Source organism: Bacillus sp. BF2-3 (assembly GCF_008368795.1).
Lineage (GTDB): Bacteria > Bacillota > Bacilli > Bacillales > Bacillaceae_G > Bacillus_A > Bacillus_A cereus.
In genome coordinates, this window is the sequence record NZ_QOSA01000037.1 from 18,659 (window position 1) to 43,863 (window position 25,205).

The following is a 25,205-nucleotide window of genomic DNA, read 5'->3' on the forward strand; positions in this document are numbered from 1 at the left end:
ACTAAATGAATACATAGTCTATACCCTTATTGCCGGAATCTGTAGACTTTTTCATACGTAAGACGTTCGTAATCTCAATATCGTCCCTAGCAATAAAACTACCATCTACTCTAACCGATGTATCACCAGTTACGTTTTTAAATATGAAATCATCACCAGATGAACCATCTGATACAAATTCTAAAGCTGTCGTTCCCTTTAATGAGAAGCTTTTCATTCTGATTGTATTGTTTTTGTAATCAATTCCGAAATCGTTCGCTCCGAAATCGAGTTTTTGATTAGTGATATCTATCGTTAAGAAGTTACCGAAAGTCGTTTTTGTATTTAATTCTACTGCTGATTCTCCAAGAACAACTTTCTGAATCTTTGAATCATCAGTAAGGATGATTTTTGCATCACCTTTTATTAAATTACTATCTTGAATTGAGATATTTCCTACCACTACTTCACCAGAGAATGTTCCTGTGAAGTATCCTTTAGTCGCTTCTAAAGTACCATCTGAGAATACTTTGAATGGAGCCGTAGATTTATTGGGGCCTGCCCAGAACCTTAAATCTTTACCAGTTCCGCCAATACTACTTAATAATCCACCAGTAACAATAAAAGAATCTGTTGGTGCATTGTAGTACCCCAATTCAATATCTCCACGGAAAGTAGCAGCATTGAATTCAGCAGAACCATCGGCATCGATCTTCCAACCTTTTTTCTGTCTTTCATATCCAATAGATTGAGAGGTACCAGATGTAGATAGGTTACCATTTGTATCAATATGGAAGGTCTGTTGACCTGAATCATTGTATACTTGGACATCTCTAAAGTTGGCGTATTTTGCTTGAATTGTTCCTGTTTTAATGTAGTTACCGTCAATAACCGTAACTCCATTTGTGTCGTCTTTAGTAAATAGGTTCGACATGAAATTCTTTTCATCTGATAAAGGTCTGTAGTTCCCATCCATATCTAGATAAAGCGGCTTTGCAGGGTCATAACCCGGTTGGTCAGAGTTACTAATCTTGTTTCCTTTTGAATCAAGTGCCCATCCAGAAGCAAAATCAGAGAAGGTTACTTTACCTTTTAAGTTGATATTTTTACTTACTACATCAATAGCTCCTGGTGTGATAGACATAGAAGAAGCAATATCAAGTGCTTTAATGTCTCCATTTGGAGTTACTACTTTTCCGATTAATCCATCAATATCTTCATTAGCAGGATTCCAAGCTGTCAACTTCGATCCTTCTTCTAACTTAACACCAGTAAACCAATAGGTTCCATTTGTACCTCCACCACTTCTACCGATGTATACCTGTGCGGTGTTTCCTTTTGCGGTAAAGGTAAAGTACAACTTGACCCATTTATTTTTACCCGCATCACCTGGATCCATAGTTGCGCCTGGATAACCTGATGCACCATCATTCACTTGGATAATTCCTTGCCCAGATGAAGATTTCACATAGCAAGAAGCAGTATATTTTTTACCACTTTCAACAGAAAGCGTTTGGTATAATCCTTGGTTTGCTCCTGTTGTTGTAAATTTAACTGCTTTATCAAAACCAGGCAAGTCTGTAATATCTTCTACCTGTTTTACAGAAGGAGATCCCCAGGTTGTCCAACTTGTTGCATCTGCAGTAGAGAAGCGAGAGTTTAAAACAATATTACGTCCACCATCTGTTTTTGATGGGTCATAACCATCGGCAAACATTGAGCTACTATTAATATAAACTGTACCATTAACAGTTACTTCCCCTGTGTTGGTAATTTCTAAAGTAACAGTACCACTATTGTTTGTTACTCTTAAACGTCTTGCATCGACTGATTCCGCTTTTACAGAGTTAGTTTTAAGTTTGCCACCATCAATAACAGTTACTCCGTTTTCAATAGTAGTGATTTCATAAGCATCTATTTCTTGTTGTGTAGGTTCTCTAAACACAAGTCTGTCAAAGACAATGTTCTTAACTTTGTTTGTTGTAGAACCAGAGTAGTTAGCAAGTAAATAACCAGCCATAGCTGAATAGCCAGATAGATTGTCTGTTGGTCTTTTCATAACTGCTCGAACCGTATACCACTTACCTAACGTTGGAGCAGATACTACATCTGAAAGATGAATTGATGCCCTAGAAGGACTCATTCCATTCCAATCTAATAAGACACACGCTCCTGTTATTGAACCACTAACTAACATAAAGTCTAACTCAACTACATAGTACTTGTTATTTGGGAGGTTTGGGATAAAGTATCCTGTTGTAATTTGTGCTCCTATTTGTGCAGTATCTGTTGGAACATCAAATCTCATTGCGCTTCCAGTTCTTGTTAGAGTTGTCTCCTTTGAAACGCTTGAACTAGTCCATGAACCAAGTCCAGCAGGGAAGGCCTGAGTCCATTTGGAGAATGTTGAGTTTACAACTACTTGTCCCTGTTTCAATGCATTGTTTGCATTATTTGCTGCGTCTTGAGCTTTTTTATCCGTATCAGAAATAGCTTTATCGATATCTGCTGGAGCTAACTCCCAAGATGTAGCAACGTTCCCCTCTTCGATTTTTAATGAGTTAACACGAATCCATGCATAACCATTAGAACCTGTCATTTCTCGTTTTGTACTACCACCAATTAAGATATACGCATTGTCGTCGTCACGATCGGCTTTAAATGTTAGCTTAACACTATAATAATTTGTGGCACTTCCTGTTGCGATTGGAGCAAACTTAGGGAAATCTGTTGTTTTGATATCACCTAAACGACGGTTACCTCCTTCTACCGTATACATTAAATACATGTAATCTAGTAAATCACCCAATTCGCTTGTTGCAACGTTCATAGAAAGTGTATACTCTCGTCCGCTTTTAACTGCAAACTTTCTTCCATCACTTGCCATCCCGATTTTAGTATCTAAAGGAACAGGTAACTGAGTAGTTCCGTTTCTCGTTTCCATAAATAATGCTTTTCCTGTCGGCAATTGCGTTTGCACATAATGACCAACAGATCCAATACTTCCCCAACGGCTCCAACCAGAAGCATCTTTAAAGTCTGTTCCAGTCAGCATTTGAGTGCCGCCGATCTTCATATCATCGTATCTTTTATTTGCTGCATCGATTAAATCATTAATGTCTTGAGTAGCTAAGCTCCAGTCTGTTACCTTATTCCCTCTTTCTAATTGGAATCCAGTAACGAATCCTGCAGTTGCTACTGATGATGAATCTGCCCCAGCATAGACACTTAATGTACTGTCTTTTGCAACGAATGTATGAACTACACGAACCCACTTACCTACTTCCGGTTGGGATTTTGTATATGTCCATTTTACATTCGAGTTACCTTCTTGCATCTTAATGACACCAGTTTTAGTTAATTTAAACCAAGCTGAAAGTGTGTAGGTTTCTCCTATAGTTACTTTAACACTGTCTAATGCAAGACCATATTCACCATTTACGACTGATTCAAATTGAAAACCAGTTCCGAATCCTGCTAGGTCAACATCTACACCTGCCGTTTTTGTTCCACCAGCAGTACCGAAGCCTCTCCATTTACCCATTGTTTTGAATAAAGAGTTTGGAATTATATTGTTTCCACCAACTTGTATGTCTGTGATCATATCTGAAACATCAAGAGTCGATGGAGACCAGTTAACAATTCGGTTAGCCTCAGAAAACATAACATTTTTAACCCAGTACTTGTTAGTAGCTGTTAATTGAGCACCATAGATAAAGACTTTGAAATAAGCTGCTGAACTGATAGTAGGTTTCGTCTTGAAGAGTATCGAGATTCGTGTCCAAGTGTTTGCCTTAGCAACTGTCTCGCTAGAAATCAATGCACTTCTTTCTATTGCATTGTTATTTCCTCCTGTGTCAAAGAACCAAAAGTGCATTGGAGTTGTACTAGCTATTGTTGTATCTTCACTAAACATAATTTCTGTAGTGTATACGTATTCTGTTCCTGCTTTAATTATAGGGACATTTACTGTATTAGTAGAACTAATAGAACCGACTGCTTCTAATACAGAGAAACCATCCTTTTGAACAATGTCTAGAGATGTGCCACTATTTAATACCCAACCATTTAGATTTTTAAAGTCTCCAGAGTTTCTAAATAAATTGTTACCACTGTTGAGCTGTCCAAGAATTGTATTTTCAATATCTTCCGGAGCAGGAGACCAGTCCATTGGTTTATTTCCCTTGTATAAAGCAACCCAATCTACAGTAGCTAGTGTTGTATTTTGAGGATAGTTATACAAGCTTAGTTTTCTTTCGTTTCCTGATGTTGTAGCTATTGATTTAAACGTTACATAAGTTACTCCATTAACGTATGTAGTTGTGGCTTCTCCTACCTTGTTTGAGCCACCATTTTGCCATATACCGAATCTTTGCCCCGCAGGAACAGTTCCTTTAATAACAAAAGTGTATTCTTGTCCAGTAATCCAATCCTCGGATAAGCTATACATTTTAATAAGGTAATCTGTTGTTGAGTAATCCGTATTAGATTCTAATAACAGGTTCTTACCACCAACTTTTAAATTGTCGATTTTATCATTAGCGTTACCTGCTGATTTATTAATCGCGTCATTAATCGCTTTTTTGATTTTTTCAGATTCACTAAAGTACGTGTTTATCTGTGTTTTGAATAAATCCCTAGCAGTAGTTGAAGCGAATGAATAAGTTGTGTTCATGTTTGCTAGGATTTCCGAAGCGATTTTTGGAGATACACTGTCTAAGTTTGTGTAAGCTGTTGTATATGCAGAAGCTGAAACACTAAGAGAATTTGCTAGAGCCAATGTTTGCGTATATTCGGCTTTGATTGATTCCCAATCACGGCTTAGTGTTTGTTTTTCTAGTGGTGTAATCTTCATATCGCTTGTCATATCAGCAATAGCTAACTTAGATTCATACGCACTGATTTCTTGTTCAGTTGCAGCTCTTGTGATTACAGAGTCAAAATGAATTACATTCGCAGGCATTGTAGAATCAATTGCACTAAATGAGGCCATCGGATAAATTGAATAGCCACCAAAATCAGAAGTTACAGAGATTTTAAATACTTTAGACACTGTATACCATTTGTTTAAAACTGGAGTCGGAACTAAGTCTTTAAACTTTAGATAACTGTCCCAATAGATATTTGTCATATCTGCTCTCCAATGTCTAAACAGGACACCAGCACCATTGATAGAACCGCTTTCTAATTTGAATGTAGATTCCAAATAAACATACTCATAGAACGGATTATTCTTAGAAACAATATTCATGTATCCTGCTTGTCCTGCTGTCGTAGTGAATTTAACAGAATTACCATTTCCATTCTCAGAAGCTACCTTGGTTGGAGCAGTTCCCACTATCCCTGCATACCCATTAGGTAAAGAACCAGTCCAATCAGCGAAGTTGTAGTTCTTATTAATATAAGAAGATTCATTAGATGCAATTACATTCGTGTAATCCTTTGCGTTTTTCTCGGCATCTTCTGCACGCTTCTTAGCTGTTTCATTAATTTTCTTAATTAATTGTGCTTTCTTATCGTAATAGTCATCAAATGTATTACGGAAAGTAACACCATTAATATCGCTAGTTTTTGTAATGTCAGCAATAATAGGAGATATCGCTGTATTTAAAGCATTGTAAGCATTGGCATAGTTTGTTTTCTCCGTCGTGATTCCGTAAGTAGTAGCAAGTGCTTCGTATTGTGGCTTCTCTGCTGAGATTGTTGCCCACTCTTTTTTCAACTGTTGTTTTTCCAAAGGTGTTGCTTTGTTGTCGTTAGACATATCAGCAATAGCACCCTTACTTGCTTCTGCTTTCGTATCTACTGCAGAAATCAATTCATCAATATCAGCAGGATGTGGTGTCCAGCTCGTTGCCTTACTCCCTTCTTCAAACTTAGGTCTTGCCATTTTCACAAAGCCGTTTTGAGATAGAGAAATCATAAATTCAGCTTTATCTGTAGTATCTTGAGATAATTCAAAAGGTAGAGATACATATACCCACTGATCCTTAGCTAGCTTTGATAAGTCTGCAATTCTTACATCAAACTGCGTACCGCTTGTATCACTTATAGCTTTTGTAAACCTAACAGCAAGATCGTCAGAACCATTACCAATAAGAGGTACACTACTATCAACATACACCCAAGCACTAGCTGCGTAACTACTTCCTTTTGTAGTATTCGGCAAAGTAATATTTCTTTGTGCTGTTTGCGCTCTAGGATTTCCGCTTTGATAATTCGTTCTTTGCAGAGTTATCGAATTACTACCTTGAAAGTCATTCGTATTAATAGTAACGCCCGTCCATCCAGCAAATGTTGATGTGTATCGTAAAAGGTTTGATCCGCCAATTTTTAAATTAGCGATTTTATTATTAGCGTCATTTGCTACCTTGTTAATTGCGTCATTGATTGCTTTCTTAATCTTTTCAGACTCGGTAAAATAAGAGCTTATCTTTGTTCTAAATGCATCTCTCGCAGATGCGGAAGCGAATGTATAAGTGGTTGTCATAGTAGCTAATACTTCGGCTGCTAGTTTCGGAGTAACGCCATCAAGGTTTGTATAAGATGTCGTATAAGTAGAAGTTGTAACACCAAGAGCAGTTGCTTGCGCTAACACTTGTGTGTATTCTGCTTTAATGGCTTCCCACTCTCTACTTAGTTGTGTTTTTTCCACCGGAGTAACCTTTAAATCACTTGTTAATTCATCAATACCTGCCTTACCTTTTGCAGCATTATCTGCAACCGTTCCTGCTGGTGTCCCTGCAATTGTAGAATCAGAACTAATAACTAAACCATGAGCATACATTTTACCGTCTAGGTTTGTATAGAACATTTTGTTCCATGTGCCTGCATTGTTCTTCTCAATAGAAATACCTTCAGTTGCATTCAGGATTGTTCTAAAAACACCATCGCCTCTTAAAACAACGATACCTTTATCAGTATTAATAGTAACCCCGTTATAGTCTTCTCCTGGTCTAATACTGTTTGCTAGATATGTAGATGTTGCTACCGCTAATCTTGAAAGCTTTTCATAGTAAGCATCCCATTTAGCTGTCCACGTAACAGGATCAATTGTTGTATCTCCTGTTAACCAAGGTCTCGGAGTTAGTGACTCTAAATATGTTTTTAAATCACTGTAGGCTGTTTCAAAAGCTGTGTAATCCGCATGAGTTATTGGCATACCTGAAGCTCTTGCTTCTGCTCTTGATAAATAAACTTGTCCACCTTTTGCAGTATCAATCGTTGCAAGAGTAGGAAGAGTTTGTCCAGAAAGAACATCACCTGTGATTTCCATTAGAATTAATTTGATGTTTGCTTTTTCGCCTGAAGTAATGATACCGTCACTTCCTGCTTTATCAGCAAAGTCTTTTAGTTTTTCTACGTCTTGATAAAATGATGGATCTAGAGCGGAAATAGATAACGATTGCTCAACCCAATTAATTCCGTCCCAACTATTTAATGTATTAGGATCTTTAGTTGTGTCAATCCAAAGTGCTCCTAATGAAGGGTCAGCGGGCGGTACATCTGATACAATCGCATCGTTAATATCAACAAGTGATATATGCCCCGTTGCTAATACTTCCATATTGTTCCCTTCTTTCTGATTTATGTTTTATTAAAAAAAGTAATAGACTACTTTGTTTTACCCACTCAAAGTAATCTATTACATCTTAGAATCGCAACACCTAATTGCTGATAATCTGGCAAAGGAATGTTGCTCTTTGTTTTAAATCCTGTCTGGTAATTGGTACTTCTTTTAATCCTGCGTGTGTCTGATTCCAAGTAACATCCTCAATACCGTCTTTGTCTACCCTTCTCCATAGAAACTGGTTGTTTTGCAACTGGCTTGTTACGTCAGTAGAGCCTTTATACACCTGAGCCTTTAATGTCGTTGATACAACACCCTGTTTAAAGAACATTCCATTTGTACTTATTATTTCTACACGATAAGGAGTTCGTTTTTCTATTTCTTGAAGAAGTTCACCGGGACTATAACCTGGCTCAAACTGTGTATCTGGTCCAATCTGAACCATACCAGCCTTAATCCTTCCAGTAGTTATCTGTTCCGCATGTAATTCTCCTGTATAGAAACCATCTTCAGTCATAAATGAACCGTCACCAGTCCACTCAGTTACGATGTTTCCTTTTTGGAGCATTGGTCTACAGAAATAAGAATCTCCGTTTTTAGGATGATAGATTCGTAAACGAACTCTTGTCGTTCCTGCAGGAGCAGTTTCTGTAACACTAATACGTTGCCATATATCATTTCCTGTTAATATAGATGTGGTGATTTTTGCTGTGATACGAGCTGAGTCATTGTGGTACTCTACTTCGACTCTAGGATGTCCACCATCATAAGCGGAGAGGTTTTTTGTGAGGACATATACAGAAGCAGAGTAGTTTTCTCCTGCACTTGCGGGAACAAACTTAGAATATGCACTTGAATTTTGCAGAGGTTTTCCAGTGGTAAATAAGTGAAGACTATTTGTGGTATTTAAACGAACAATTTCACTTACTTCAGAAGTGCTAAAGTTTGAATCAAGAATCCAATCTATTGTCCCTTTTCTAAATGTTGCATTAGATACTAAGTTTCTACTCGTCATCTGAATAGAACCAGCAGTTACTTTGTTAGCACTTAACGCTTTAATATGAGCATCTGTGATACTAGCTTGTGCGATTTCAGCTTCACCAATAGCACCCTTTTCAATAACCCCACTACCTGCAACGATTGCACCGACTTGTAAATGATTAGCATTAACAGATTTCGCTGCTATCTCTCTAGCGGTAATAGCATCAACTACTAGTCGGTCACCTTGCAAGGAATTTTGTAAAACCTTGTCATTGTCTACCGCTCCGTTTTCAATTTTTTTATTAGTAATTGCCCCGTCAGTAATACCCTCTTCCCTTACACCATTATGGTCTAATAGGATAGTAGTTCCATCTGCACCACGAACACGGAAACCAAACTCTGATCCGTCTCCATTCACATCACCAAGAGAGATACGTTCAATTGGAGTTGCTTGGTCATCAAAAACTTGCAATCTGTTATTCGTGATTTTTAATCGCGCACCTGGACCTTGTAAGGTTACTAATGAGGTATCAATTGTACCTGCTTTAATTTTAGCGGCTGTTAAACTAACAATCTTTGCATCTGTAATACTACCGTCGGCAATTTGAGCAGAATCAACTGTACCTTCTCCAATAATAGCTCCATCAATAAAAGCATGTTCGATACTTGCATTAATTGCTTCAATTACAGAAGCTTGTAATCTATCGAAGTCCGCACTTCCTGCTGAAATTTCTAAAGCTTCGATTAATCCGGCTGAAATGTTTTCAGCTTTTAAAGCACCAATTTGAGCAGCATCGATCTTAGCTTGTCCTGCGTAAAGGTTAATAGCTTCAACAACCATACCTTTAATATGGCTTGCAGTTAGGGTACCAATCTTTGCAGAGTCAATTACAGCAGTTTCAATGGACGCGTTAATTGCTTCAATTACAGCTGCCTTAATATGGTCTGCATCAAGTTGTCCGATCTTTGCTGAATCAATTACAGCTTCCCCTGCATACAAGTTAACAGCTTCAATAACTGCCCCCTTGATTTTATCTGCTGATAGTTCACCAATAACTGCATTATTAATTTTTGCTTGTCCAGCAGAAATGTTTGAAGCATAAATATTGATTGCATCAATAACATTGGCTGCAATGTGCTCTGCAGATAACTCACCAATAACAGCTGTATTGATTTTAGCTGTACCAATATAAGCATTAATTGCTTCAATGATATTGGTCTTGATCGCTTCAATGTTCAGTACCCCTGATTTAATAGATCCTGCGTCAATGTAGTCAATAACGCCACCATGTAAAAAGTCGTTTCCTGCTATTGCATCATAACCACCGGGACCATTCTTAGATACAGCAGCAGGCGAGTTATTGATTGCCCTAATAACAGTATCCTTAATTGAATCCGGAGTTGCACCGCTTCCAGTTAATCCAGCAATTTTCGAATAGTGAATTAGATGATTATTGTCATTAATTGCATCAACAAGAGTTTCAACACCTTCAGAACCATAAATGGCACTTGCGAAATCAATTGCACTACCAGGGATTTGCTTATCTTGCCATGTGTAGATTGAAGGATTTAATCCAACACCTTTTATGTAGCATTCGTTTTTTACTTTATCGAATACAAGACTTCCTTTAGAGAAAGAACGTGATGTAGCAGTCGCTTCTTCTACATAGACTGGATTCTGCGCTTTCCATTTCCCTAACTCAAAACCATGAAGATATCTTTCAACCTTCTCATTTAAAGCGTATCGACTCTGAGGAACGAGACTGTATCCATCTAAGTTGTACAGTGTAGATAACATTTTTCCGTATAGATAAAGCTTATTGTTATCGTTACTTGCATCCGCTGTATCTTCAACGAATATTTGAATACCTCTTTCTTTTTGAGCCTTGTTTAAATTGAAAACAACGGAAGGAATTACGATAGGATTGTTTTTAGCACCGTTTAAAACGAATACGTCTTGTGCTAAATAAATGTCATCTTTCGATGTTTTAAGGTCTTCTTGCTGAGGATTATTTTTGTGGGGTTTGTTAAATAACGTGGTTTCTATTTCACCTGTAATAACAGCTGCCATTCCTTTTGTATGAATGTATTGAAGAATTTGGTTTTGTTGCGATCTGTTCCATCCATTTTCAAATCCAAAATTAGATAGTAAGACCCCATGAAAACCTTTAGATTCGAACCATGTTATATCAGCTTCAATGTTATTTAAAACAACATTAGGGTAATTGATAATACCATATAGCAATGTCCCACTCTTCTTAACTTCATCTATAAAGAAATTAAAATTCGTAGATTCTTCTTTATTAATCATGACATGAGGAATGTAACTAAAAGCATTGATTCGTTTTTCGATGGAATCATACGTGTTAATAGATGCACCTCTATAACCAACGAATAACGGGCTACCAAAATCAGATATGGCTGCCTTATCTACTTTCTTATTAAGTGCATCTGAGACTGTGCTTCCTAACTCTTTAAAGTTAATGACGCGCTCTATCTGTTCAATAGATTCCTGAAGTTCATTAACATCTTCAGACATGACGTAATCCCCATTAGGATCCCCGTCATATTGTGCATCCTTTTTACGGACAAACTCAGAATAAGGCACAGGGAAGATTAATTCCTTTTCCATACATTCACCTACTTTGTCTTTAATATGTTTCTTTTATAACCATTACAAATTACTTTTGCTATAAAAAACGGGACGGAATTATCCGCCCCATTGGTTAATAGTTACTTCCCATTTTTGGTTGCTTTTCTATAATTCCATTTCGTCCATCACACTTCACCCATTTACGTAAGTTTTGATCATAGATTTCAACTTCAAAATGAGTAAGGTTCGGATCGTCAACATAACTCCACTGCAGGTGGGTTGTATCCGTTTCCTTGTCATAGTACTGAAATGCTCCTAATGGATAATTCATACTAATCACTCCCATTCGATAATGCAGTACGTTCCGTAAGCTACGTGCTTATCAATAACTTCTTTTGCATATTCTTCTGATAAGTTACCGCCATATTCAGTTAGAATAGACTTAGGAAGTGTGACAATTAGGACACCATTTCGGTAGAATGCTTTTCCATCCCAATTACCAATATCCCAATAACGTTGTTTTCCTTGTACTCTCTCATCAATTGTCTTAGTTGATAGTGATTCAGAGATACCGCCACCGCGAGTACGTGCATCCATAACAACCACATCTTTAACGCTCGTATGCTCTCGTACTTGAACCTTAGCAAGTAGAAGATACATAGGGTTTGACTGTTGAATGTTTCTCCATTCTTCCCTACTGAAACAGTGACGAATTGAGTTTCCATTTTCAGAATCAGGAACGATGTAAATATGGATAAGCTTATTAAGAAGCTTTGAAGATGGAACTTTCTTATACTCTACCTTTTGAACACCATTCACATAAGTTGTCATTGGAAGAGTTGAGTAATGTCCCACTGATGGGTTGAGGTCTAAATGAAGGAATGTTCGAAGTGTTTCATTGTAGAATCCCTTGTATTCGTAGAAGTTATCGAAATAAGAATACTTAGCAAATAAATCATCTTTAAATGAAATGTTTTCTTTTAAGAAGAAGATTCCGTTTTGGATATCATAATCATTTGCTGTTAACTCTTGGTTTTCGAAATAACCATAGTCTGCATATACAGGCCCAACTGGTTCAAATTTAAAGACTACTTTCCCTTTTTCATAATCGATTCGATAGTTTGTAGCAGGAATTGTATTAGCTGATGTTGCCTTGCCTTTAGTAGTTTTTAGAACTGACACTGGTTGGATTAACCAATTTTCTTTTGAACCATACATGATTACTTCTTTCGTAACCGGATCGATACGTTTATCTTCCAATAAGTCGTTAGACATTTTTGTATTTTTGTAGATTCGCTTATAAAGGCGGAAGTTACGATGTTCATAAGTAGCGTACACTTTACCAGTTATATTTCTACCTGGGAAGAAAACAGTACCCTCGTCATGATTAATCTCGAATGGATACTCTTCGAAAATCTCCACGATGTTTCCATTGTTTGCAGCATCTATAAAGATGTGAACCTTATCGTTACGAATCCAGTTTTTTTGTTTAGCTCGGAACAATGTTCCTGCAGAATTCGCTAAGCCCTCAACTAAAAGCTGTTCTTTTTCTACAGAGCCTTGGCTTACATACAGATTATTGTGAGGTACTTTTACTGTAGAAGGAGTAATGTACTCCATCTCGTTCTCTACTGTCATAATTCCGATAGAAGGATTAAAAATTTGAGAAGCGTATTCGTTGACTTGATACTTCTCTTTTTTCATAACTCGTTCTTTGTATTGATTCATTACAGCAAGATTATTACTAGCATGCATCTCTGACCACTCTTTATATCCAAGGTCATCCTTAATGAATTGTCCGTTATGAATTCTTAAATACCAGTTCTCTTTAGCATCCTTTGTTTGAGGAAGTTCACTATAGATACGACGGTCATCAATTAACTTCAATCCAAAGTTTCGCTTAGAAGCTCTTATTGTTTCAAATCCAGTTTCAGCATGAAGAACAAAACTTGGTTTGTCTGTTGCCCAAAAAATATCTTTATGGCCAATAACAAGATCTCCACTGTAGAACCATTCCATGCCTGTTTTACGGTCAAACAGTTTTAGGTTAACTAAATTGTTTTCCTCTAAGTTTTCTGAACCAAGTGAAATCTTGTAGAAAATTTTGTTCTTGTCATACCACTCTTTTCCACTTGGCACTGGAGGAAGCAGCGTATGTAAGTAGCCTAGATTCTTTAATCCTTCTGTTTTACGAATTGATTTAGAATAAGCAACTGGTGGTCCATACATTCGCTCATAACGACCAAACTCTAGTCCTGTTCCTGGGTCTACTCCGAAGGAAATCCACTGATGAATAAATGGCATAATCGTATATGTGAATGGAATTTCCGGTGTAGCTCTAGTGATGTCTGCATTTTCAAAGCCTTCTGCTTCAATATCAATCGTTGTAGCATTCGGTTTAATACTGAATGCATAGAGAGTTTTCTCTCCTTCATTCTGTGCAACACCTCTAACTGCTCCGATTGTATCTAATGTAACATCATCAAAGCTTGCTTTACCAAAACCATTTCCATCTACAAAGCCTAAACGAATCTTAATTTTTTGGGGTTTATCGATGTGGAAATTCGTTTCTAACTTAACCCAATCTTTTTTCCCTGTAATAGAAATAGAAGAAGAAATTTTTTCACCCTGTAAGTTATAAATACCGATTTTCACACCATCTGTTGTAATCCCTCGTACTTGATCAATTTTTGCCCATGCAGTCACCTTGTAATCATCAATAGATAAATAGATATCTTCACTTTCCCAAAAGGCATGAGCTCCTGTTGTTCCGTTTGATGAGTCTAAGGATACCTGACGAACACCGAATAAGCTTTTTGTGGAATCATGTGTGAATGTAACTGTTTGACCAGCTAACTTCTTTGTATTCCATGAAGGGATTGCATTTACTGTATCAGTTGTCCAAGAAGTAATAGGCTGTCCACCTGAATCTACTTGACCACTTTCAAATCCACTGTTGTTAATTGGAATTGATTTATCACCATCTATAGCATGTTCATACACTCCTGTAGCATTATAGAACCAAGGTTTGCAGTAGATTTTCACGTATTCTTTACAGTTCTTATAAAGAATTTTTTTTGCGACAATTTGATTTGCATTGTAATCACTTCTGTCATTAATATAAACATCCGTATTGTTCACTTTGTATTCCTGAGCAAATAAATTATCTCGGTGATATACGAAGTCATTTCTCCAAGGAGTAAACACCCATTGTTCTTCTGAATAATAAAGGATCGAGTTTAAAACAAGGTTTACACTTTCTTTTTGGTTGTGGTAAAATGCTCTGAATATTCCACAGTTAGAAACAAGAACAGTACCTTTATCAAACAGTGTTTTCTTAATAATTGAAGGGCCACCATTTAAGTGTTTTACAATTGTATCCCACTGGTTACTTTCCTCATCTTGTCCGAATAGGATAGCCGGAGAAATGTCCGCATAGCCTAAAGCTCCAACGTTTTGAATTGGTAGCAAGCGACTAATGTATGGAGAGTCTTTTTTAATTTCCTTAACCCCAAATTCATTGCTACTTGACGAAAACCCGATATCAGAAATAAATGTATTCCCTTTGCTCGTTTTGAAATCAAGAATATTAATTCCACTACCAGCATTATCTATCCAAATCGTACCTCCATTTTTTAAGTAATGCTCAAACTTGTCTTTAAACATAGATAAGTCGGCTTTACCGTAACCAGTTATAACGAGTAAATCATAATCCTCATAATGGTGATCTGGCATATCAAGGTTAACTGCCCAATATCGAACATCTTTTTTCAAAAGATCTACTTCTGTTGGATGCGGATTTTGTAATTCTATATATTTTGGAAGCGACAGGTGCTCATTGATTGTTTTACCAATAGAAGATAAATTTTCAACATTAACTACCGATTGAACAAAACTAAATCCAATGTTCATCTTACCTGGGTTTGTTTCACTTAATTTGGTTTTCAATTTTGCTTCGACGCGATGTTTAAATAGTTGAGGTGTTCGAGTTTGATAGTTTGCAATCATAACATCAGATGTTGCATAGAAAGAAAAATCATTCCCCTTCTCCTCAATTGCATAGACTTTCAAATGTTTGTATTTATCCGGATTTGATTCCATTTCAGAAACAGTATCTTTAAATTTGTCCATTGTTACTTGTTCGAAGAATGGATATGCGTTTAGGACTTCCTCCTTTAATTCGCTCTCTTTACTGTCATTTTTGTAATTAGGATAGACTACTTTGTATGTAACATCTTTGTTGTTACGGAAATTTGTAAATACAACAATACGGTATACAAAGTTGTCTTCACGAATTAATTGAACTTTAAACACATCACCGTCCTGTAAAGGTCCACTGTTTGCTTCTATACGTATACTATTACCTATATAAATTAAGTCATTTCTTTTGTCTATCACAACTTCTTCTAAGGAGATAGCCTCTTGTTCGGTCTCAGAAGAGAAGCCGCCTAGATAAGGAATAACTTGAGCAGTTCTTGCATCGAAACGTCCTTTCAACTCCATTTGATAGAATACCGGTTTTGGAGTATCTTGACGATTTTTACGAATAGTAAATTCATCCGTTACATAGACTGCATCAGTAGGAAAAATAGCTTGTCCGGATTCAGTTTCTAATAAGAAATTATGATTTGGATAAACCATGTAATCTCTTTCTATGAAATTAGATAATCCGTTTTCTTGAATTTGAGAAGAAACATCCTCTAATAAGATGTTCTCCTCGGGTGATACAGATTTTGATTGTACATATGCAAGGTTTGCACTATTCTTAGGAACCTTATTACCAATACGAATAGCGTACCCTCGGTTTCTATGACCACTGCGAACAAGATCTTTATGAGGTTGCATCTGCATGTTTTGTATCCTCCCATTCTTTTAACTTGTTTAAGATAACAATCAATTCATTATCTTTCTGATTCGTTTCTAGGACTAAAATCTCGTCCATTGTAACGCGACCGTCTTGGTTAAAATCTAAAATAGTGAAAAGCTCCTCATCTTCATATCTCTCTATGCCCTCATACATAAGGAGGTAGTTAATGATTTTTGTTTTTGTAGTTAATAAGTTCTTTTCATCTTGTGTTAATTGAACTTTATCTGGCTTTGAAACAGGACTCAACAGCATCTTGTAGCAAACACCAATATTGTTATCTTTGTCTGTAATCCAAATATAATCCTCTATAATCTCACCTGTACGCTTCGCTTGGATATATGGAGCATGGTATTGATATAGATACTGTCCCGAACGTTTTTGTGCCTCAACTGCATCCCTTGAGATATGTCTAGAAATGAATCCTTTAGAAGCAATAATTTCTAGATTAGAGTGAGATAAAAAGTTTCCTTCATAATCAAGCGGCTCAATAATAAGTGTTGAGAAACTTGCTCCATCTGCATGTAATCGATCTGGTGTAGCTGTGATTCTAAAGCTATCTGTCTTATTTATTGTGTTCGTAATATATAAGAACCCTTCATGATTTTGATTTTGAATTGGATTCATATCAATCATTGTTGCTAGTTTCCTCGGTTCACCATAACGGTTTCCTTCTTGATACACAATTCTTTTCCCACCATCGTGTTTAGCGAAATCAATTCGATAACCATCAACAGCTTTGATATTGTAATCAACTGTGTAGGTATCGTTTACTTGATACGTTGCATAGAGGGTTTTGTTTTTTAATACTGCCTTTCTATTTGTGTGGAAAGAGAAATAAAACCTCTTACCATCTATTCTGTAAGGCTCACCTATTTTTTCTCCATCCTCTGTATGGATAGCAATATCTCTAAATTTCTCATCAAGGTTATTGTAAGCAACCTCAACGTAATCACTTTTGCCGTCATACTTGAATGGTTCTTGATTCCACGTTTGATATGCTCCTGTTTCATGATTAAAGAATGAAACTTTTTGCAACGTGTCTCCATTTTCTTTTTGAACCAGGATCGGTGAATGATCAATTGGCGCTACAGGGATTTCAGACCAAGTAACATTCTGGCCACTAATTCCTCCATCAAATAAAGATTGCATAACTGCAAAAGGTAGCTGCGTTTTAATATTAGAAGCATCTGGTAATTTGTTATTGAACAGTGCCCACTCTTCTAAGATAACTTCTTCCTGAATAGGTGTTTCTTCATTTGCAAAAATCAATTCTTGAGGAGTTGTAAGTAAAAGCCCTGTATTTAAAGCTTTCGCATTTTCACCATTAATAGTTAACTCAATACCTTCATCATTCCAACTACAAAGGAATTCATATGACGTACTTCTTTCGAGTGTTTTAGGGATAGTAATTGAACTTGCACCAACAGTATAGGATAAATTAGTTCCACGCACTGCAAGAGATAGTTCATTTGTATCTGAGCGGAAAAGGGTTTGGTCTCTATCGATACGGTTTTTTGTAGTTAATTTTAAATAGATACTCCCTGCTTTTTTATCAAACAAGCTCTTTACTGGGAACTTTAATGATGACCCCTTACGAACTACTGAATCAGTAATACTAGAATTCGGTATATACGGTGTAGAATCAACTCGGTCTTCTAATTGATGTTTTCCTACAATAAGAATTTCGTCTGTTTGGAATACTAAGGTAATTGTTTGCGGGGTTAATAAATTAAAAGATTGCGAGATATAAGACAAATCTCCTTGTGAGATGTTAATCTGTTTTAAAATTGTCTCCCCGGATTTAATTAAGCACTCACCATTTCCTTGAGCATTGAATGAAAGTGTATGGTCTTTTGCAAGTAAAGAAATAGATTGAGAGAACGTTGCTTTCTTAGTAGTAGAGCCTAAGAGCTTTATGTACTCGTGATCTCCTATTTTAATCGTCTTAACCTCTACTCCCCCACTTTCTGCATTACTTTTCCATGCAGTAGATTGGGGTTCTTGTATTTCACAAGAATAAAAGATTTCTCCTACTTCACCACATACACGAACTTGGCCATTTACAAATAAAGCAGATTCAAATTTAAATACCGTTTTATTGTTTAGGTCAACTGTAAAATGAGATCCATTAGAAGAGATTGTTAAAATGTTAGAATTCAAAATATTATCCTTTACATCTACGACTCCATAAATCTTCTCAGAATCTTTTACAATTCCGCCTATATGTAACTTGTTTTCTTTATCTAAAGAAGTAAATAAATAGTTTCCATCACTTAAATATTTAGGGATTAATGCTACCTTTTCCGTCGGCTTGGAAAACGAGAATATTACTTTACTATCTTCATAGAGTTCATTTGAAATAGAAACATACCCTGCACTTTGGAACGTAATCGCGTTTGGAATTGTAGCGTGTTTAATAATTGTTCCCGGATTAGTGAACATTTCTGCACCACCTTTTTATTGATTTCTTTTGACAATCTAACCTTTACTTCTTATTAATGTCCATAAGAAAAGGAGAGGAATCTCTCCTCTCCCTAACTCATTTAGAATGATGTGGCATTAAAGACTTTAGACCTTTGCCAATCATCGTTCACAAATACAGAATCTCTAACTATGTTGCTACTAGCAGGTAATAACATTGCCCCCATTCCAGTTGGCCCCTTAACATACTCGATACCATCAGCTGTCGGCAATTCTTTTTCAGCTAATACTGTTTTTAATGGCTCAGAATATAGATAATGCTCTTGTTCTTTTAGATAGTAGTAACCTTTCTGAATTTCAGGATACCAATTCTTGCTTGGATCTTTTCCATTCAAGGTACCTACCAAGAACTTCTTACCGTCAATATCTTGGACACTTGTTTCTACCCACAAGTCATTATCCTCTATAATGTAACTAATATTCTTATAAATTCCATCATATCCTTCAAAAGTTTGAGGTGTAGGAAGCTCTAGCTTAAAGTCTTCCGTTGGTGTACAGACCCCATCAAATACTTTCACTTCAGGTGAACGCCATACAATGTCTGTCCCCACCTTTTCAAAATAAGTTGTATCTAGATGAACTTTCACACTATCTACTTCACGACGTTTATAAACAACAACGTACTCTTCCCCTGGTGCAGGCTCTAATACTCCTGCCTGAGATGGAGACCAATCAATATAATTACTCTTTAATTTGAAGTCACCTGTTTTTAAAGTGTCGTTCCAAATGTGATATGTTACACTTCCGTTTTTTTTCTTACAAGAGACAATCTCGATAACCTCACTTAAAGGCAGTGGATCCATTCCATTAGCATCTGAACCTCTTACCATTTCAGCTGTAAGAAGTTCAGATGTTCTGTATGTAACTTCAAGAGGAAGATGTTTTCCATTCCAATCGATAGGAACAAAGGATTCATCAATTCTAACTCCATCCTTCTTATGAACAGAATCTTCAATAATAGAAATCTTATAAGGCATCGCATCTTCAAATTCTGCTTCAGGAGCTAATGCTGGCAGAATAATATTTGGAGGTATAATAATTGTATTACCTACTTTTAATTCCTCAATTGAATTATTAGCTGCCCTCAAATCCTGTACGTATATATCATATTTAGAAGCAATACTTTCCCATGTGTCACCATTTGCTACTACATATTCACGATCAAAATCCGAAAGAGTTGAAAGATTAAATTGTGTACGAACAAACTCCCCGCGGATATCATTGGCATTAATTATACCTGTATAAATCTTTTCTTCTGATGCCCAATCTACATACCCTCTTGGAGGAGTGTTCGGAACCTTGATACTTATTGGTTCACTTGAAAAGTCTGTAACGTTTAAGCCATGATTTTTATCATAAACTGAGTTATGACTAGATTTCTGTGTATAAACTGTACCGTTCTTAAATAATAGAGAAACATCGTCGTTCTTGGATGTGTTCGGAATTGTGATAAGCTGATCCTTTACCAATGTTGTATCTTCATTCAGCAGAATGTCCTTATTGCTTCCTTTAATTGCATTTACCGTCGTGTTATACATTTCAGCTACATCATTTAATGTTTGTCCATTAATGACTTTGTGTACTTCGTTTGGCCATCCATTTTTAATGTAATAACGGTACTTAAGATTCGGCAATAAAAATGGTGTAAATGTAGAATCTAACTCTCTTTCGTAAGGTCTTAGATATTGAACCTTCCCTGCACCATATTGATAATGCATAAGGACTCCTGTTTTATCTCCAAATTCCAATTTCCTTTGTATAGCTTTTGCGATTACTTCATCAGATGCAGATGTAGATTTACCAGTTCTAGACCCTTTATTCTCCTCTGATTTAAGGTACAGCATAACATCCGAAGGTCTTCTTGTTTGGTCTGTAAGCTCATATTTTTGCTGAGCAGCAGTAATTTGTTGCTGATTAAATGGAATTTGATTTGAGATACTAGGATATTTGAATGGATAGTCACTAATTTTCTGAAGTGATTTTCTACCTGTACTTAAACCATCTACAGCAGATACATCTTTACTAATTATATTGACTACCTCTTTGTATAAAATATTTTGGTAAACATCTATAAGATCAACTACAGGTGTTCCCCTTGCTGAAGAACGTGTCATTTCTACAGTTAAGAAATATGGTTGAGGGGAGAACTTAATCGCTCGATCTTTTACATTCATTGGATTATCAATTACTTGAAGAAGGTTTCGAGGATCCTTCTGATTTGTTCTTGTTTTAGAGAAAATATAAGTTATCTTGGTATTACTTGCATCCTTCGGGGAGAATGCTTGTGTATCCCAACTTAATAGCGCAGTTGTCTTACTAAAATCGAACTTACTTCCTTCATTAATTGGGCCTAACGTTACACTATGGTTTGTGGCCTCACGTTTTAACCGAAGACGCTTTGTGTTTTGACGATAAGGTGCTGTTATTGGACCCCAAAATATGTTGTCTCGACTAGAAGAAGAACGAATATTCATTTCAGTACCAGCTGGTTGCTTCTGAATAAAACGTATCTTATCTACATGCTTGAATGACTTTCCAACACTTGTTGCCACCTGTGTCATATCAATTTTAACGGTGTAATCACCATTTTGGTCATATAATCCACTATCTTCCGAACGTAACTCAACCCTATCAACAATAGGGGAAGTTGCATTATCCGAAGATAATAAAATTATTTTCCCTTGAACGTAACGAACGTTTTTGTAAAGCGTTACGCTCTGTCCTATAGATAAATAATTCTGCCCTTGAATAAGTTTTTTGTTTAAAGTAATTGGCTCCCATTTCGACCATGTAGTTTTATTGGCAGAGGTACGAATCTCAATATTAAAATCACTTGTTCTTAATTTACCTCCCACAATGATTGCATCTGCTGTCGTATCAAGTGCTTTAATAATTACTTTGTAATCACCAAAACCGTAAGAGTCAAAAGCAATTTTATCTACCTTATTAGGGTTTGTTAGAGATAATGTATTGATTGACTTTGTTTGCTTCTCTACCCATTGGTATGCTTCTGCTACCAATTCTTCTTTATATAGCTTTGCTTCGATGTTCTGAGTATCCACATTTTGAAGGCGCACATGCACTTCTAAATTATCACCTGTAGCCACAAATTCTACAGGTGTATTAGCAGTTCTTGTTTTAATATCTTTTCCTGATACTTTCCATTTCGTTGAATCAATCCGTTTAAATTCCCTGCTTGTTGCTGCGTAAAACGTAGAAGGTAATTGTGCTTGGATTTTTGCATCAATATGATAGCTAAAAGGTTCTTGAGCATCAAATTCTTCTGTTAGATAATCTCCATAAAATGCTTTTAGTCGTCCATATAATGAACTAGAATAAAAGTTTCTTTGGTACTGTGCCAATCTGTGTCACCACCTTAAAAAAATAAGGGGGAGATTGCTCTCTCCCTATCGATATTTAACGTAAAATTGGAATGTATAAGCATCAAAACGCATGTAAGAATATGGGCCATACTCTGCCTCAGGGTGATAGAATGCAATTCCTTTAATCCACCCGTCACGTAATCCTTCACCAAACGACTTATTAAGAGAAATCCAGTGAGATTCACCTCGGTTGAAGTCTATTCTTTCAATTTTTTGATGATTAAACAATTGAGGTCCTTGAGATGCTGAAGGTAAATCCCATTTCCCTGCATAGTTGTGAGCCCATACATGAAGAAAACGACCATCATGTGGATATCCATGTTCAGTATTTCTTCTACGTATATAAAACTGAACATCTAGGATTTCTTTTCCCTGTAATTTTTGTCTCCAGTCATTATGATCAAGGAAGAACAAGCATTTATTATTACCCCATCTTGTTCCTTTTTTAACATAAAGACCGTCCTGTTTTTTGTTTTCAAGCTCTATCCATTCCCCATGAAACACTTCTCTATCATCGTACTCGTAACGCCATTCAGATGGATTTCTTACAACTCTACCGCTCTGCATTAAAATGACATAATTTGTACGCCATGTTCTACTTCCTACATTCTTTTGAACCTTCTCTATAATTGGTCTTGGTTGTGTTTTACCACTAACAGTAGCCCAAGGTGATGCGCCCGCTCGGTTTACAGCTCTTACTTTTTCGACATATGTTGTATCTGGATTTAACCATTCATGAGGTGAGTCTAAGTTGTTCGTTCTTTGTATAGATGGGTTTGACCACCACGTAGGTAAATATTCATAATACTCAGCAGTAGGAACAGCATCCCAAACGAAATTCAGTTCGTGTTGTCCAGACCACGCCATACGAGGTTTTGGAGCTGCGGGAGGTTTTAACGGATCAATCTTTATATAATCTAAGATCCAAAACCAATCACTTACATGTCCATTTTTATCAAATACACGAACAGCATAATGGTAAACACCATCTACATTGCCCGTTACATTATGAACATAAGCTGTATTTGGGCCGTTGTAAATGTCGTAGTAAGACTGGGTAATCCACTGATTTGATAAATCGTATTGTTGAACACGTAGGTTATAACTTGCTACACCAAGGGGAACATTATCCACTTTGTAGGGTTTGTAGTAAGGCACTGATTGCTCTTTTCTTTTATCTACTGCAGAAACTCGTAAAACATAACGTGTTTCTTTTGAGGAAGAAAGATGCACAAAGTTAATGTGATCCATTGGGATATTAATTTTTCTTCCGAATGATTCTACATCTTCTACTCGATAAAATAATGTATAATTACAAGCCTTATCAGTGAAACCAACCGCTAACTCAACCTTATAATACGAAACATCTTCTGAAAGTTCATTTAAAAAGTTAATCGTACATGTACCTGGTTTAAGATCTGAGGGTTGCCAGCTAACATCAACAGATAAATCCTCTTTACCATTATTATATGCACGTCCACTTTTTACATAAAGCGGTTCAAAACCTCCAAATGTTAAGTACACATTACTTGGTTCTCTTGGTGGAATTCTAATAAGACGGTCAAAGATTGTATATATCTTATGAATGTCTTGAGCCCCTAGACCATCTTCAATAAGTCTTTGAATTTCATCTCGATATGTATCTTCTTTTTTTGCAATTAACCATAGAATACTTTCGAGGTTTTCAAAATCGGTACGACTAGGAACAGTTTCACGAGTAAATAAAGCCAAAGCTTTTTCTAAGGCATCGTTTTCTTCTATAGAATCTACCACGTAATCCTCTAATACTGAGGCAGCATTTTCTCTAATCTCCTCAAAGTATTGACGAGTCCCGATGTATTCATATGCGTCTGGTCCATCTCGCCATACAAGTCCATCCTGTAAAAATACAGGTCCAAATTTAAATCTTTTTCTTCCACTAAAAGCAGTGGAGTCGTTAGCAGCTGTTACTTTTACTTCCCATTCATAAGTCTGCTCTAGGTCAAGAACACCCTGATGAGATGTTATGTCTGCTTGTTGATCTGTTCCTGTAGAGAAGGTAATAAGGGCTGTATTAGATCCCATTTTATATACCTTTACTTCTGCATTTTTCTGATAATCACCAGAGTTTTCTTTAATGAATGTCCATGAAAAAATCAATGAGGAAGGAACGTCTGGAGAAACGATGGAGTTAAAATTAGGAGATAATCCTTCTGGTCGTTTTGCCATTTACATAACATCCTTTCTTAGCGATCAAATACCGCTGGGTGAACTGGTTCAACAATCGCATAATCAAAACGAACTTTTACAGAAGATGTTGTAGCTAGTTTTCTAACACGTAGTTTTGTAGAACCGTCATGATTGAAGATCAAGTAGAATGTTTTATACTGTCCACTTGTATCAAAGTCTGTTCCGTTTAAAGTAGCTTTGTTAATAACTTGGTTTGTCTTTGAGTTAACTGCAGAAATCTCAACAACCGCATTAGAAGGAAGACTACTTGTTGATAATCTTACAATCGCAACATAACGACCATACTGCATTCCATCTAATGGAGCATTTAACAGGTCTGAAGCAGCAGTAGCACCACTTTCAATTGCTTTGTTTAATAATGTTTTTGAGTCAGCAACTGCAGTGTTACCAGTTGAAGATGCATCATTTGAATCAAACTCTCTTGTCCATCGAGTGTTTGTCTTCCCTAATACTTTCAACTCTGCATTTTGTGCAATTGTCCCACCTGTTGTTTCAGAAATCTTGTCATTAATCGCATCAGCTACTTTCGTATTTGAAGTTGATTCTACGTAGATGTCAGAACCGGTGATTCCCGTAGCAGTCTTTGTTAAATCAACGTTTGCCTTTGGAAGTTTACCCTGTACTTCTTGTGTAAGCATAATCTTCTCTGGCATACCAGGAATTCCTGAAGTGCTACCTAAGTGACGGTGTTGCTGAATTGTAGGATTTGTAGGCTTGTCCTTATCAAACTTCCATACTGGTCCACCGTATCGTTTATCGAATTCAGCATACCAATCATGAGTCTCAAGTGCGTCTATACGAGACTTAACGGTAGAAGTTCGTTTAAGGTTTAGTAGCACGTTTGGGTCTGTAATAGGTTTTCCGTTTACATCCTTTGGTGCAGCTGGCATTTGAGCTAATTCTCCTAGCATACGCTGTACTGCCATTACAGCATCTTGTAGAGAGTTTACATGCTCAGCCATATTATAATCTTTAAGGTTTGTCCATCGTTGCAGGTTGGGGTTCGATTTAGAACCACTTCGCTCGTCGAATAATTCTGGGAAACGAGTAAGAACTAAATCTGGGTAAACATTATTCCCAACTGCGTTTTGTACTGAGCCAGTTTCAGCCATATTTTATCCA

General features: G+C 36.6%; 8 protein-coding genes. All 8 read right to left on the bottom strand.

Going from position 1 to position 25,205, the window contains the following annotated elements; translation table 11 throughout:
• Position 1 precedes the first annotated feature (1 nt).
• Positions 2-7,546, bottom strand: coding sequence for a carbohydrate binding domain-containing protein (locus tag DN401_RS30310; RefSeq protein WP_255481382.1), 7,545 nt, complete (start codon positions 7,544-7,546; stop codon positions 2-4).
• 100 nt (positions 7,547-7,646) lie between these two features.
• The gene (locus DN401_RS23205) at positions 7,647-11,162 is read right to left on the bottom strand and encodes a hypothetical protein (protein WP_149287956.1); all 3,516 of its coding nucleotides are present in this window, start codon (positions 11,160-11,162) and stop codon (positions 7,647-7,649) included.
• Between the two features lie 94 nt (positions 11,163-11,256).
• The gene (locus DN401_RS23210; RefSeq protein WP_085782632.1) at positions 11,257-11,454 is read right to left on the bottom strand and encodes a hypothetical protein; all 198 of its coding nucleotides are present in this window, start codon (positions 11,452-11,454) and stop codon (positions 11,257-11,259) included.
• 5 nt (positions 11,455-11,459) lie between these two features.
• Positions 11,460-15,974, bottom strand: coding sequence for a hypothetical protein (locus tag DN401_RS23215; RefSeq protein WP_149287957.1), 4,515 nt, complete (start codon positions 15,972-15,974; stop codon positions 11,460-11,462).
• A complete protein-coding gene (locus DN401_RS23220; protein ID WP_149287958.1) occupies positions 15,955-18,432 on the bottom strand; it encodes a hypothetical protein in 2,478 nt (825 codons plus the stop codon). The genes DN401_RS23215 and DN401_RS23220 overlap by 20 nt, the downstream gene beginning before the upstream one ends.
• A 101-nt stretch (positions 18,433-18,533) precedes the next feature.
• Positions 18,534-21,833 (bottom strand): LysM peptidoglycan-binding domain-containing protein, encoded by a 3,300-nt coding sequence (locus DN401_RS23225; protein ID WP_149287959.1) that lies wholly within the window; start codon positions 21,831-21,833, stop codon positions 18,534-18,536.
• A 45-nt stretch (positions 21,834-21,878) separates the two neighbouring features.
• Positions 21,879-24,062: a glycoside hydrolase family 78 protein gene (locus tag DN401_RS23230; RefSeq protein ID WP_149287960.1), complete on the bottom strand. Its 2,184-nt coding sequence runs from the start codon at positions 24,060-24,062 to the stop codon at positions 21,879-21,881.
• 17 nt (positions 24,063-24,079) lie between these two features.
• Positions 24,080-25,195 (bottom strand): hypothetical protein, encoded by a 1,116-nt coding sequence (locus DN401_RS23235; protein WP_065845291.1) that lies wholly within the window; start codon positions 25,193-25,195, stop codon positions 24,080-24,082.
• Between the last annotated feature and the right edge of the window lie 10 nt (positions 25,196-25,205).

What these genes read in the sequence shown, in the direction of transcription:
- DN401_RS30310 (WP_255481382.1), bottom strand. Translation starts at nt 7,546, where the DNA reads ATGGAAGTATTAGCAACGGGGCATATATCACTTGTTGATATTAACGAT.
- DN401_RS23205 (WP_149287956.1), bottom strand. Translation starts at nt 11,162, where the DNA reads ATGGAAAAGGAATTAATCTTCCCTGTGCCTTATTCTGAGTTTGTCCGT.
- DN401_RS23210 (WP_085782632.1), bottom strand. Translation starts at nt 11,454, where the DNA reads ATGAATTATCCATTAGGAGCATTTCAGTACTATGACAAGGAAACGGAT.
- DN401_RS23215 (WP_149287957.1), bottom strand. Translation starts at nt 15,974, where the DNA reads ATGCAGATGCAACCTCATAAAGATCTTGTTCGCAGTGGTCATAGAAAC.
- DN401_RS23220 (WP_149287958.1), bottom strand. Translation starts at nt 18,432, where the DNA reads ATGTTCACTAATCCGGGAACAATTATTAAACACGCTACAATTCCAAAC.
- DN401_RS23230 (WP_149287960.1), bottom strand. Translation starts at nt 24,062, where the DNA reads ATGGCAAAACGACCAGAAGGATTATCTCCTAATTTTAACTCCATCGTT.
- DN401_RS23235 (WP_065845291.1), bottom strand. Translation starts at nt 25,195, where the DNA reads ATGGCTGAAACTGGCTCAGTACAAAACGCAGTTGGGAATAATGTTTAC.